The following is a 14623-nucleotide window of genomic DNA, read 5'->3' on the forward strand; positions in this document are numbered from 1 at the left end:
GAAGCACATAAAATCAACGAGAGCATTAATACATATTAGTACATATCACAACAGAAAACGGTATAAAAAGTGGCAAATAAATCCAAGAACAGGGGAAGGTGCACGACAGGCGGCAGCCACAGCAGCAGCTCGAGATCTGCATCAGGTACAAGCTCAGCCGACCGAGTACCGCACGGCTTTAAACATGCGAAGAGCCTCGGTCAGAACTTCCTAAATGACCAAAATGTAATAGACGATATAGTAGCAGGCAGCCTGATAGATGAACAGACTTTGGTTATAGAAGTCGGACCGGGGGAAGGGGCGTTGACAAGCGAACTGGTTGAGGTTGCCGGCTATGTGATTGCAATAGAGCTTGACGACAGATTGATTCCAATACTGCGGACGAAGTTTGCGCTGCATGATAATTTTGAAGTCATTCACGGAGATATCCTCAAAGCGGATATCGAATCTATTGTGAATGACGCTATGCGGAAGCATGATTTGACGAGGACCCGAGTAGTCGGAAATCTACCGTATTACATAACTACGCCGATTATAATCAAGCTGATAGAATCAAAGGCGGAATTTGAAAGTCTCACGGTGATGATGCAGAAGGAGGTCGGGGACAGACTGCTGGCCGAGCCCGGAACCAAGCTCGCGGGAGCGATTACATATGCCGTTCATTACAGGTGCACAGTGGATAAGATATGCGATGTTTCACGCGAAGCATTTTATCCGGTGCCTAAAGTGGACTCGCTCGTCCTGCGACTCGATATGAGAGGAGCGCCGGCCGTTGACGTGGCAGACGAAGATAGATTTTTCCGTTGCATCAAGGCGGGGTTTTCAATGAGACGCAAGACCTTGCTCAACTCGCTGCAGGCAATCGATGATGTCAGTAGGGAGGATATCAGGATGGCACTCGGAAGGGTTAATATAGATCCATCGAGAAGGGCTGAAACGCTTACGATGGAAGAATTTGCGGAATTATCCAATTCCATCTGGGAGGAATAGCTAAGCATGAAATTTAAAAAGTTCTGTAAGGGCGTAATCGCCAGGATTAAGGGAGGTGCGGTCAGGGTTCACGATAGATACCGCAAGCGTTTCCCCAAAAAGGTGCCGAAGCTCAACGACGGAAAGCTACACGATAGGAGATATATCCTCAAGCTCGCTGTATGGGCTTTTGCAATGAACCTGTACATAGAAACCTTTGCACGCATCACGAGCGGCGTGTTCGACGGAATTCTATTCCTATTCCAGCACCCGATTATATTCTTATATAACTGCCTGATGATTTTTACGACGATGTGTCTGGCACTTATGTTCAGAAAACGCGGATTCGCATTCCTGATGATATGCATTTTCTGGGGCGTCCTCGGAACGGTAAACGGCGTAATACTGCTCAAGCGGATGACTCCGTTCACTCTCTACGATATGCAAAATACAAAGGACGGCTTCTCGCTGCTCTCTACGTATTACTCAAAGGCGCAGATTACTCTAGGGGTTGCGATTATTGGCGTTGCACTATTGATAGTTGCACTGTATTTCATTAACTGCTATAAATGGACCAACATCAATTACAAGAAGGAAATAGCAATTATAGCTGCGTCGTTTATGGTATTTGCAAGCAGTACGTTTGGTCTGATCGAATCTAAAGCGCTGAGCACATTCTTCGGAAACCTCAACTACGCATATAGAGATTACGGGTTTGCGTACTGTTTCCTCAACACATCTGTTAACAAGGGTATCAGAAAGCCTAGGAATTATTCCAAGAGTAAAATCGAGGAGATTCTCAAGAACAACACCAAGAACGGAACTAATACGACCTTGCCTCAGAAGAACGATGCTAAGAAATATCCTAACATCATCGTGCTGCAGCTGGAGTCCTTCTCATACGCGCAAGACTACAAGAATATCAAGGTGTCCAACGATCCGACACCGGTATTTACCAATCTGATGAAGAACTATTCCACAGGGTGGTTCAAGGTGCCGGCTTGCGGCGCGGGTACAGCCAACACTGAGTTCGAGGTGCTGACGGGTATCAGCTCGAGATTCTTTGGCCCCGGGGAGTACCCGTATAAGGGTAAGCTGCGGGAGCAGTCACTGCAGAGTCTTGCAAATGTCCTCAAAAGCCACGGCTACAGCACACATGCACTACACAACCATAGAGCGTTGTTCTATAACCGCAACGAGGTGTACTCATCGCTGGGGTTTGACAACTTTACTTCGCTGGAATATATGAACAACATCATCAAGACGCCAACCGGATGGGCCAAGGACGAGGTTATGACCAACGATATCATGGATATGATTACCAAGTCGGATACAAGGGATCTGCTTCACATTATTTCGGTACAGGGACACGGAGCTTATCCAACGGAGCAGGTATTCAAGGATCCTTACACGACGGTTAAGGCCAAGGACGAGGCGACCAAGTGGAAGTACGAATACTATGTAAACGAGATGCATGAGATGGATAAATTTACCGGAGATCTGCTCAACAGGATCAAGGAATCCGGAGAGCCCACTATCGTGCTTATCTATGGAGATCACATCCCGGCGCTGGATGTTAAGGAGGGAGATTATGGAACAGGTGACCTCTATCAGACCAGATATGTAATCTGGGATAACATCGGACTCAAGAAGCAGGATAAGGATATAACTTCATACGAGGTTGCGTCGGACATCCTCAAGAGAGCCGGACTAAGTCACCAGGGCGTAATTTTCGATTACGAGCAGACCGCGGACAGGAACTCAAAGGCGTATCTATCTAATCTCAAGACGCTTGCATACGATATGCTGTATGGTAAGAACTATGTATTTGGCGGCAAGAACCCATATGCGCGTTCTAACATGAAGATGGGATACAAGAAAATCAAGATTGACGGAATCACGTCAATTGGTAAGAACTACTACATCAAGGGACAGAATTTTACGGAGCACAGCACTGTCAGTCTCGACGGTAAGGTCCTCAAGACCGTGTACCTCAGCCCTACGCTGCTGGGACTCAAGGAAAAGGTCGACCCTAAGGATGTCAAGAAGCTACGTGTAAGCCAGATAGACACTAAGGATGAAACAATCCTTTCGACAATTGGCGGAAATGAAGAGCTGTAAGCTCAGGAGGAACAATGGAAAAAGAAACTATGCCTTCATCCACAGGTAGAAAACTAATTGCAAAGAGGCTTCCTCGCAAGAGTGAACCTACAACTGCGGAGGACCGCATAAAGGCGACTCAGGCAGAGTCGCTTCACGATGGTCAGCGCGCTAATGAAAACACAGCATCGGCAGCTACCACAGCCGCAGCAGAACCCGCAAAACCGGCAAGGAAGCGCGGCAGACCTCGCAAGAATCCGGTTGCGGCTCAGCCGGCGGCAGAGCCGCAGGAAACCAAGGCGGTTACCACACCGGCCGCAGCAGCAGCTACGACTGATACGGCGGCCGCTGCTACATCCGCGGTATCAGAAGCAGCTCAACAACTATACCGCCTGTAGCAGCTGCGACGACAGCTATTGCAGCCGCCGCAGAACCTGCAAACCCGGCAAGAAAGCGCGGCAGACCTCGCAAGAATCCGGTTGCGGCTCAGCCGGCGGCAGAGCCGCAGGAAACCAAGCCGGCTACCACATCGGCCGCCGCTGAACTTGTGAACAGTGCGGCAGCCGGCGATAGAGCCGATTCGACCGACAGATCTGACACCGGTAAGAGTCACACAGCCGAAGAAGGAGCTCACAAGGCTTATTATTCGCGTGTTTCACATCATGCGCATGTAACAAATGAGTCGCGTGGCGTCAATCATGCAGAAGCAGCTGACGAACAGGATGATAGCTACAAGAGAAATGAAGAAGACCGCCCGGAGGTAGAGGGAATCCTCGAGATAGCAGATGGCGGCTTTGGATTCCTCAGATTCAACAACTTTCTGACATCTGAAAAGGATATATACGTGTCTCAGATCCAGATTAGAAGGTTTGGCCTCAGAACGGGTGACAAGATTCGCTGCATCTCGAGGCATCCTAATCAGGGCGAGCGCTTCGGGGCACTGCTCTATGTCAAGGAGGTTAACGGGGAGCCACCGATTACGGCCAGGAGAAGGCCTCATTTTGACAGACTCACGCCTATCTTCCCTAACAAGAAAATCGTGCTGGAGGACTCAAGTATCAAGCTGGCGACCAGGGCGATGGATCTGGTTGCGCCTATCGGCAAGGGGCAGAGAGGCCTGATCGTCGCTCAGCCAAAAGCCGGCAAGACGGTACTGCTCAAGCAGATAGCTTCCAGCATCGAGAGCAAATATCCTGATATAGAGATGATAGTGCTGCTCGTGGACGAGAGACCTGAAGAGGTTACCGACATGAAGAGGGCACTCACTCGCTCGGAGGTAATATATTCGACCTTTGACGAGCTGCCGGCTCACCACGTCAAGGTTGCCGAAATGGTAATTCAGAGAGCTAAGCGCCTCGCCGAGGAGGGAAAGGATGTGGTTATACTGCTTGATAGCATCACCAGACTCGCTCGCGCATACAACATGGAGACGCCATCTTCCGGCAGGACGCTTTCCGGCGGACTTGATCCCGGAGCGCTACATGCTCCAAAGAAATTTTTCGGAGCTGCAAGGAATCTCGAGGAAGGCGGCAGCATAACAATCCTTGCGACAGCCCTGGTGGACACGGGTAGCAGGATGGACGATGTGATATATGAAGAATTCAAGGGTACGGGCAACATGGAGCTTCACCTCGACAGACAGCTGAGCGAGCGCAGAATATTCCCTGCGATCGACTTTGCGAAGTCCGGCACGAGGAAGGAAGAGCTGCTGCTCGACGATAACGAGTACTTGGTTATGAATATGATGCGCCGTGAGATGGCATCCGGAAATCCGGGTGAAGTCACGGAGAGGATGCTTGACAATCTCAGCCATACAAGGTGCAACAAGGACTTTGTAGACGTTATGCTCAAGGAGCTGAATTTCTAAAAATCCGGAGGGAGCGATGGACTACAGTAAGATTTTCATCAAGGATGCGAAGCCGACCAAGATCGGCGGACAAGCTGTAATGGAAGGCGTCATGATGCGCGGAGAAGATAAGCAGGCGCTGGCGGTGCGACTTCCAAACGGTGATATAAGGCTGGAAATTGAAGATATGAAAGGACCTTCTAAGGTGAGCAAGGTTCCTTTTGTCAGGGGTATCGTCAGCTTCTTCTCTTCGCTGGTCTACGGCATGAAGACACTGATGCGTTCGACAAGAATCCTCGAGGAAGCAATGCCTGAAGATGAAGGAGACTCGAGCAAGCTCGAGGAGTGGCTCGATCGTAAATTTGGCAACAGGACGGCATGGAATGTGATGCTCACTATATCAGTACTGATTTCGTTGCTTATCACAATCGCGGTGTTCGTAATATTCCCGACGTACAGCGTCAACGTGCTCAAGCACGTGACCAAGAACTCTATACTGCTCAACCTGGCAGAGGGAATCCTGAGGCTGCTGATATTCGTTCTCTACGTGCTGCTAATCTCGAAGATGAATGATGTCAGAAGGCTCTTCCGGTACCATGGTGCGGAGCACAAGACCATCCACTGCTATGAGAACGGGCTTGAGCTCACTCCTGAAAATGCAAAGGGCTTCTACACGCTGCATCCCCGCTGCGGTACGAGCTTTGTCATGTTCGTGCTCATCATCAGTTTGATACTTTTTTCCTTCCTAGGATGGCCTAATCTGGTGTGGAGAATTGCATCCAGGCTGCTGTTGATGCCGGTCATCGCGGGTATCAGCTACGAGCTGCTCAAGTGGGCGGGGCGCAGCGACAACGTGGTTATCAAGGTACTGAGCTGGCCCGGTTTGATGATGCAGAAGCTGACCACCGGAGAACCGGATGAAGACCAGCTGGAGGTAGCAATCGTTTCACTGCGAGCAGTGCTCGGCGAGCTGGAACCGGGGATTATAAGCGCTTCCGGAGATACAGCCGGCGCAGAGGCTCGTGATGCGGACGGTGAAGCTGAGGCGGAGGAATCGATATTTGATGCTCTCGATAACAAGAGATACGATGAAGACGTGGCGATGGTCAGAAACCTGGTAAGAGAAGGTCGCAAGAAGCTGCAGGTTGCAGGGGTAAGCAATCCTGACGGCGATGCGGATGACATATTTTGTTACGTAACCGGATTTACCCACAACGAAATAATAACGAGGAACACCGAGCTGCTATCCGAGTCGGATATGGCAGACTACAGGGAGCGGATTCTCGAGAGAGCTTCGGGGATGCCTCTACAGTACATTACAAGGGTGCAGGAATTCATGGGACTGCCGTTTCGTGTAAATGAGAATGTTTTAATACCTCGTCTCGACACGGAGGTGCTCGTGGATCAGGTACTTGGTATCATCGGCGGCATGGAGCTGGAGCATCCGGACGTGCTCGACATGTGCACGGGCAGTGGCGCTATCGGCGTTTCGATTGCGCATATGGTTCCGGATGCGTCTGTCAAGATGACAGATATCAGTGAGCAGGCCCTCGCCACAGCGATGAAAAATGCAGAGCTCAACGGAGTGCTGGAACGCAGCAGCTTCGCACTCGGCAATATGTTCTCGGCGCTAAGGTCTGATGAGCAATTTGACATAATCGTCAGCAATCCGCCGTATATCAAGTCGGATATAATCGAGACGCTCGCTCCTGAGGTTAAGGATCACGAGCCTCGCCTGGCGCTCGATGGCGGTGAGGATGGACTGGATGCATATAAGGTTATTGCAAATAACGCTGCCGCTCACCTTAAGGACGGCGGAGTGCTCGCCCTCGAGATAGGCTATGACCAAGGAGAGGCGGTTGTGTTCCTGCTCGAGAGGACACATTACTACAAGCCGGCGGCGATAATCAAGGATCTGGCAGGCAAGAACAGAGTGGTTGTTGCGGAAAAGCCGGGCATACCTTCATAGCAATCTGATAAATAGTCAAGAATGATTTTAAAACATGCTGCTATGAAAAGGTGTACTTAAAGGTACAACAAAAAGAACTTTGGAAGCACTTCAAAATTTGGAGGTTGATTGATGAACATTGCAGTAATATTTGGAGGAAAGTCCGATGAACACGAGGTATCGCGCAATTCAGCAGTGAACGTGATCGATGGACTCGGCTCTGACCGCTATGAAATTACACAGATCGGTATAACTAAAGAGGGCAGATGGTACCAAACCGAGGCCGCTACTGATGAAATCGCGAGCGGAGAATGGGAGAACAGAGCAGATAACAAACAGGTGTGCCTGCCGGCAGACCCTACAATTCACGGTATCCTCGTGTTCGATGATGAGGAAAGGGCGGTAGTTAAACACATAGACTGCATCATTCCTGTAATGCACGGTGATAACGGCGAGGACGGAACTATTCAGGGACTCTTCGAGCTGGCTGAAATTCCTTATGTCGGACCGGGAGTAAAGGCTTCTGCGAACTGTATGGACAAGTCGTTCACCAAGATTATCGTGGGAGAGATCGGCATCGACCAGGCGAGATACTGCGTGATTAAGAGAAAGGATTTTGCAGACGACCGTGAAGGCGAGATTATGAATGCTCTCAGTACGAATGACGGCAAGCTGCCTCTGTTCGTCAAACCATCCTCAGCAGGTTCATCGGTCGGTGCGTCCAAGGTCGAGAAGAAGTCGGAGCTGGAGACGGCTATTGAAAATGCGTTTAAGTATGACGACAAGGTGCTCGTCGAGGAGATGATTGTCGGTAGGGAGATGGAAGTAGCAGTGCTCGGCAACCACAATCCAAAGGCTTCATATGTAGGCGAGATTCTATCCGCAGGCGAGTTCTACGACTACGATGCCAAATACAACAATCCGGAGTCCAAGACCCGTGTGGTAGATGATATCCCGGTCGGCAAGCAGAAGGAAATCAGAAGCAAGGCCGTCGAGATATTTAAGGCGCTTGATTGCCGTGGGTTATCCAGAGTGGATTTCTTCTATACAGAGGAAGGCAGGGTTGTATTTAATGAGATCAACACACTGCCGGGCTTTACAAATATCAGCATGTATCCGCAGCTCTGGGAGGCGATGGGTATCGATCGACCAACGCTGCTTGACAGTCTGATCAAGCTGGCGATGGAGGAGCACAGCACTACTTCTTAACCATGTGGAGTCTCTCCGCCTTGCGAATATCGTTTTCGATAAATTCGGAAGCTGCGAAGGAGCTGTCGTACTCGAGGCCCGGAGGTAGCATTGGTGTGCAAGGCCTTGAGATGACTGCTCCGAGCTGCTTATGAGTCAGCTTGCGTCCGTATTCAGCCTGGTATTCCTGCTCGAGTATGCGAAGGATGTCCCGAGCATTCTCGAGGCAGGTAACCGAATACTTATAGACCTTCTCCATGTCGTCTTCGCCCACGAAGCTGAATGAAGTGTATGGCAGCATCAAATTGACGGTCTTAGACTCATTCGATTCAGCGACAAGGTCTATGCTGTCACCTCCAAAGAACGGATAGCTGTCATGCTCGTTTATCCAAATTGAGATGTTAGGTATGAAATACGCACTATCAACCGGAATACCGCTATTCTTCATGTCGTCAAGCGCTCTGCCCGTTAGCACACCGACGACGACCTTGCGGATGTCTATTCCCTCGTCTTTCATCAGAGGCGCTATTTGATTTAGCCGCTGTCCGCTGTGCAGCAAGTCATCCACCAATATTGCAGGTCTTGCAAATGACTTGATGGTCCTTATCTGATCCTGTAGCGGTGCATAGCCTCTGTACTCCCTGATGGTATATCCCGAAAGGTCGTCCTTGAAGTACTTATCTGTCCTTAGAGCCTTGGTTACAGTATTAGGGAAGGCTACGTCGGATAGAGCCTTGCCGTATGGCACTGACATATATGGACCACGCCTCTTCAGCGGATCGGGTTCTGTGGGTACGCCATTTTCAGCCGCAACCATATTTACAATGCGGCTGTACACAGTATCTGTGTTGAATGACAGAATCAGCTGACCGGGAAACAGCTGATTAAAGGTATTCAGCAGCTTGTCGTGCGCATCATCGAGAGCTTTGATAACTCTGGGGTTCTTGCTTAATGGTGTCTTGATGCAAGTCTCAACATCTCTGAACAGCACAATCGGAGACTTCATTTCTACTACGTAGATCGGTGCTTCACCGCCACCGGATATATCTATAAAGCCATGCCGTTTCAGAATATTTATAATGTCCTCGTCCATTCCCGCAGGATCTACAGGGTGATAGATTACGTATGTATAATCCCTGGCGAGGAGAGCGGTCAGTATCTCTGTGAGTAATATCTGTTTCCGGTTTGAGCTGCCGGAGGGCTCACTAGCGTAAAATGCGCCTATGACGGCGATTGAACCGAGAGCATTTTCTCTGACAGTTGCGGCAATTTTGTTGCTACCAAACTCTTCTATCAAGTCATGTGTACGCAGCTTGTGTGCGGCTGCGAAGGCGCACAGAGGCTGTTCTTCGCTGTTTACGCTTATAAACAGCGACTCGGTGTCGACATCCCCGAGATACTCCTGCAGGGCAGAGCACTCGTAGCCTGCCTGCGACAGTGCATTCTGAAGAGGCACTATAAATGATGCATCATGGTGCTCGTACTCACTGAATTCAATCTCTCGAGTCTGCAACACGTGCTTGTATGCGGGTTCGCGCTCATATAAATTCATATCGTAGATGTAGTTCTGAACTATCGGATCGAGCAGGGTTCCGATGTCTCGGCCGAGGTCGATGTTATCACGAATTCTGGTCGAACTGATATCCTCACAGTACGTCTTGAGCGTGAGCTTGATCACTTCGCCGGTGATTGGATAAAGAGTCTCACTGCTGTCGCTATGCGAATCATCTCGCGATTCTCTATCAAACACTATGTGTCCCAGCGAGTGAATCGAGTACTCGCTGGGCGCCGTCTTGTAGCACGACGCATTTTCAACTATGTCCGAACCCATAGCGATGTACAGCTCTTTGCCGGCAAAAAGCTCTCTCAATATCCGCAGGTCCTCGGGATTAGAGATATTGATAGGAATATCGTCAGGGAATATGCATAGGCCTTCTTCGTTGCTAATCGCCATGGCCAGTATGTTCTTACGGAGCATGTGAGGCAGAGTCTTCTTGGACCATGAGAATTCATCGAGTGCAAGGTAGACATCAAAGCCCATGTCCCTAATAGTTGTGGCAATTGCCTTGTGTCCCAGGCTGAAGGGGTCATAGGTGCCGGGGAAGAAGGCAATCTTGTTGCTTTCAGTAAATTCAAAATCACCCACATCTGCGATGTAACCGGCTATAAACCTGTATATGTTGTTGAGCACCGCCGCATTGTTGTAGAACTCGAGACCAAGGTCATCTCCAATAAGAGGAATCATTGCAGCTAATCGTTTGAAGCCGTGTACTGCTACCCAGTGCTTTGAGTCCATGCTCATCTTTCGGCTTCCCAATACGCGCAGTCCGAGCACACGCAGCGCCTCCTGCGATATAGAAGTCTTGTAATGGCTTATAAATTTGACAATCAGCCCGAGCAGCTTCTGTTTGTGTTCTTCCGTACTGCTGCTGTCCGGTGAGACATTGTCATAGTTTTCAAGCAGTACTGCCACAGTGTTGAGTGAGGCAGCTGCAGACTTGTCGTTACCTGTATTTAGCAAGGTTTCCAGCCCGGCAATCATCTCGTCCAGCTCTTCATCCGGCAAGTGCAGCATCAGCTGACCGAGGTAGCCGGGGATGAACTTGATGAACTGATAATCCCCGAGCTCAAGTCCGTTGAAGAGCTCGATGCACAGCTCGTTGAGCTGCTCACGCGGCATACTGTCGGCAAGCTCAACGAGTCTTCTGCCGGCACGCTTTCTGACTATAATCGTCTCGCTGACCTTGATAAGGTTGGCAAAATGCGTAGCGATATGCATCAGGCTGTCACCCCGCTTAGCGAGCTTGAACATATAATCAATGTTGGCGAGCTTTACTATCCAGGTTGTGCCGGCCTTGAGGTTGTCGAGGAACAGCGAGGCGAGAAGAGCCTCTGTCACATCGCTGTCTGCCTGTATGCCCATGACGTTGAGTCTCCTGGTTTCTACGTCTATGCCTGTATCCGGGAAGAATTTTTCTATCAATGCGAGCGCAAGCAGGTCGGCGCTAACGCTGTAGCTGCCGAGGATATCCTTGGTGAAGAACATCAGGTTCTCGAGGAAGCTCTCCGGCATCAGTTCCTTGTCGATGCCCAGGGCAGTACTGCAAAGTACAATGATTGTCTGTTCGTCGAGCTCCGCCACATGGTAGTGAGCCTCGAGCACATCAAAATATTTGCTGCGGCACGAAGGTCTGCAGTTCCTTACGACCTGGTTTACAAAATCAGGGGTTCCTTCTACAATACGTTTCCTGTGAAATTCTGCGTGATTGTGAGATGGCTTGAGCAGCTTATCCAGATAGAATGTGAACTGTGCAAGATTGGTGGTGTCGGTATCTCTTACAGGAACCGACTTAGGCAGCTCCTTCTTGTACTCCTCGCGAAATCGGGCTACAATCTGTCCCATTATCTGAGCAGCCTGCTCTCTGATGTCGCTCTCTCTGTTAAATAGCATGTCATACATGAATCGGAGTGTCATCGACTTCTGATCCTCTGTCATGTATGTCGAATACTCGCCCAGGATGTTGAGATACGTTCTGATATTATTCCACTGTGTCTCACTGCGAGCACGCTCAATCAGCTCGGAGAATTCTGACGGACTGTTAAATATCTTCATAAGTCTGATATTATGCTCGATAGCTCGGAACTTGAGCTGTGATGTAGCTTCCCTCCCATCGAGCAGGGCAAGCTCACGTTCTTTAGGCGCACACTTAAATCCGGGAGTCTCTGACCAATCCTCAGGAAGGGAAGTTGTGACTCCGTTCTCGCGCATGAAATCCTCAAAGTCGTGCAGCTTGTTATATACCTTCTCGTATCTGCGTTTCTTGGTTGTGTCCGCATTGTCGAGCTTGCTCGATATGACTTCAAAAGCTTCGTCAAGCGAATAGAAGCGGATCAGTTCCTCATTATCCTCGTTTCTCGTGCTCTTGACGCGGAAGTCCGCATAGATGAGCAGCAGAGATTCAACCGACAGGTTCTCGAGCTCCAGATCCCATGTTGAGTGATTAGCAGCGATATGCATAATCGTAGGCAGCCCAAATCTGGTCAGGCAATAATCTGTGTAGTAGTAATGCAGATACGGAACGCGGCGTTCCTCCTCCTTGCGGCAACCGTATTTGCCGATGTCGTGCGCAGCTGCGGCACCTGAAATGAGCCCGAGATCAACATCTATGCCTGCCTCGTGCAGCTGTCTGGCTGCATACATCGCAACGTAATGAACACCGCTGATGTGCCCGAGAGTGTTGAAAGGCGAGATATCGGCGCTGATACGCATAAATTCATATACGAACTCGCGCTTAACCAGTTTCTTGAGTCTCAGATACTCGTCTGTAAAAGCATTAGCTTCAATCTCCTCGTCGCTGAGCAGCTTCATATCGTATCGTGGGTCGAAAGACAGTACCTGTCGCTCGTACACGTATATGCCGCGCATAATCTGTAGCAGCATGTTCCTGCCGTCTGCGTATTTCTCAGGTTCAAGAGGGGCGTCCATGTGAGGAAAGAGCACATGCAGGAGATACAGCCTTGTGTGCTCCAGCCAGCCCTCGATTGGAACGTCCACGAGCTCCGGCGTATACCTCGAGCTGATGTCGAGGATAGTACGGGAGTGGTATCTGCCGTGTTTGCCGGAATGGTAAGCGAGCTCGTATACCATCTCGACGAAGTTTTCATCGCTCGTGCGTCTCGTCATCACGTCCTCATCAAAGCCGGCTGTCTCCAGAAAAGACGGATTGAGCAGAGCGCTCCTGATTGTAGTGACCATTAATTCTTGATTATTCATATCCGATACCATCTATTTACAGTTGCATTATCATCTTAGTCAATTATTCAATCTATAGGCACTGCGTCCTATAGATTCATGCCTAAGCACTGCCATTGTAAAGCCATATCTACAGCAGTGCGACTACAGTGTTACGTCGCGCGCCCCTGATATCGGAGCCTCGTTCGACAGGGATATAGCCTTGTCGATGACGGCCATGGCGGTGTCAAACTTGCTGAGCTTACCGAGCTCGGTCTCGTCCGACCTGGTGATGATTGTGACTGAGTTGGTATCTCCGCCAAATCCGGCTCCGTCCTCTTTGAGGTTGTTAGCGCATACCATGTCGAGTCCTTTTTGTTCCAGCTTGCTGCGTGAGTTCTCGAGCAGATTCTCCGTCTCCATGGAAAAGCCACAGATAATCTGATCGGGCCTTCTAATCTCTTTGATCTCTGCAAGTATGTCAGCAGTCCTCTTCAATTCTATAGACATGTCTCCGTCCTGCTTCTTGATCTTCTCGTCTGCAGCTTGAACGGGCGTGTAATCCGCTACTGCAGCTGCTTTGAAGATGTAGTCCGCATTAGGCGCGTATTTGAGCACCTCGCGCTCCATTTCGGCGGCTGCAGTAATCTCGACCGTATCGATGTATGGAATAGGCGGAAGTCCGGACCTGCCGGTCACAAGCGTAATCTGCGCGCCGCGGTAGGCGGCAGCCTTTGCTATTGCATATCCCATACGGCCGGTCGAATGATTGGTGATGTAGCGAACAGGATCGATAGCCTCCTGTGTAGCTCCTGCTGTGACGAGAACCTTTCGCCCCTTCAAATCCTTGTCGAAGGCCAGATCGAACAGTATCTCCTCGTGGATGACCTCCGGCTCGGGCAGCTTGCCGATGCCCTCGTCTCCACATGCGAGCTTGCCGCTGGAGGGCTCCAACACCCTGATTCCAACCTTGAGCAACCTCATCAGGTTGTCCTGAGTGATAGGGTTGAGGTACATGTTGGTGTTCATCGCCGGAACTACCAGCTTAGGGCAGGCGGCGGCCAGAAATGTCGTAGTCAGCATATCGTCAGCTATGCCATAAGAAGCCTTAGCGATGAAGTTTGCAGTTGCCGGAGCGACGACGAAATAGTCAGCGGCTTTTGCAATGGAGATGTGTGCGACATCAAACTTGAAATCCCTGTCAAATGTATCTGTCATGCATTTGTTGCCCGTAAGTGTCTCGAATACCAGCGGCGAGATGAACTCGGCAGCGTTCCGGGTCATGATTATGTGAACATCGGCATGATCCTTCTTGAGCGCGCTCACCAGAGAAGCAGCCTTGTATGCGGCGATTCCGCCGGTAACACCAACGACTACGCATTTATCCTTAAGCATGGGAGTACCTCCTCTTGTCTACATCTTGTGGTTAAATTATATAATATACTTTCATGTGCGATTTCTCAATCCGAAAAGGGTTAAAATCAGCATCAAAATGCCCGGGAATCAATACTTGTTGGACTTCCCTATTGCACAAGCTAATTTGCTTTGATATAATAGCAAGGCTATTGGAGCGATTGCATTGTTGCGCACGATAGACTTTTGAGAAAAGGAGAACTAGCATGAAGGAAGGAATCCATCCTGATTATAAGGAATGTAAAGTTACTTGCGCATGTGGTAATACCTTTACTACACTTTCAAATACTGACACTATGAGAGTTGACGTATGCTCCGAGTGCCACCCATTCTTCACAGGTCAGCAGAAGTTTGCTAACCGTGGTGGACGTGTAGAGAAGTTCAAGAACAAATACAACCTTTAGGGAAACAATATTCAGAGGACGCT

The 14623-nt window shown here is 49.8% G+C and carries 9 protein-coding genes; 7 read left to right on the plus strand and 2 right to left on the minus strand.

From position 1 onward, the window contains the following. The first annotated feature begins 69 nt into the window (after nucleotides 1–69). From rsmA to HMPREF1152_RS01995, 6 genes are all read left to right on the plus strand, one after another. Nucleotides 70–990, plus strand: coding sequence for a 16S rRNA (adenine(1518)-N(6)/adenine(1519)-N(6))-dimethyltransferase RsmA (gene rsmA, locus HMPREF1152_RS01970; protein WP_009643488.1), 921 nt, complete (start codon nucleotides 70–72; stop codon nucleotides 988–990). A 6-nt stretch (nucleotides 991–996) separates the two neighbouring features. Beyond that, a complete protein-coding gene (locus HMPREF1152_RS01975) occupies nucleotides 997–3090 on the plus strand; it encodes an LTA synthase family protein (RefSeq protein ID WP_009643340.1) in 2094 nt (697 codons plus the stop codon). Nucleotides 3091–3104: 14 nt separating this feature from the next. Next, entirely contained in the window at nucleotides 3105–3467 is a 363-nt protein-coding gene (locus HMPREF1152_RS01980; protein WP_009643445.1) for a hypothetical protein, read from the plus strand. Nucleotides 3468–3616: 149 nt separating this feature from the next. Next, nucleotides 3617–4936 carry a transcription termination factor Rho gene (gene rho / locus HMPREF1152_RS01985; protein WP_009643473.1) on the plus strand — a complete coding sequence of 440 codons (1320 nt, stop codon included), beginning with the start codon at nucleotides 3617–3619 and terminating at the stop codon, nucleotides 4934–4936. 16 nt (nucleotides 4937–4952) lie between these two features. Continuing rightward, nucleotides 4953–6884 carry a peptide chain release factor N(5)-glutamine methyltransferase gene (gene prmC / locus HMPREF1152_RS08895; protein WP_009643403.1) on the plus strand — a complete coding sequence of 644 codons (1932 nt, stop codon included), beginning with the start codon at nucleotides 4953–4955 and terminating at the stop codon, nucleotides 6882–6884. A gap of 111 nt (nucleotides 6885–6995) precedes the next feature. Beyond that, nucleotides 6996–8072, plus strand: a complete 1077-nt coding sequence (locus HMPREF1152_RS01995; protein WP_009643399.1) for a D-alanine--D-alanine ligase family protein — start codon at nucleotides 6996–6998, stop codon at nucleotides 8070–8072. On the opposite strand, the gene HMPREF1152_RS02000 is transcribed toward HMPREF1152_RS01995, so the two are convergent. Then, a complete protein-coding gene (locus tag HMPREF1152_RS02000) occupies nucleotides 8062–12825 on the minus strand; it encodes a nicotinate-nicotinamide nucleotide adenylyltransferase (RefSeq protein WP_039883362.1) in 4764 nt (1587 codons plus the stop codon). The two genes, HMPREF1152_RS01995 and HMPREF1152_RS02000, sit on opposite strands and share 11 nt — an antisense overlap. Before the next feature lie 123 nt (nucleotides 12826–12948). After that, nucleotides 12949–14178 (minus strand): bifunctional phosphopantothenoylcysteine decarboxylase/phosphopantothenate--cysteine ligase CoaBC, encoded by a 1230-nt coding sequence (coaBC, locus tag HMPREF1152_RS02005; protein WP_009643458.1) that lies wholly within the window; start codon nucleotides 14176–14178, stop codon nucleotides 12949–12951. A gap of 224 nt (nucleotides 14179–14402) precedes the next feature. Here coaBC and rpmE point away from each other — a divergent pair, with 224 nt between their 5' ends. Then, nucleotides 14403–14600: a 50S ribosomal protein L31 gene (rpmE, locus tag HMPREF1152_RS02015; RefSeq protein WP_009643356.1), complete on the plus strand. Its 198-nt coding sequence runs from the start codon at nucleotides 14403–14405 to the stop codon at nucleotides 14598–14600. Nucleotides 14601–14623 lie beyond the last annotated feature (23 nt).

Source organism: Mogibacterium sp. CM50, from assembly GCF_000293155.1.
Classification (GTDB): Bacteria; Bacillota; Clostridia; order Peptostreptococcales; family Anaerovoracaceae; genus Mogibacterium; species Mogibacterium timidum.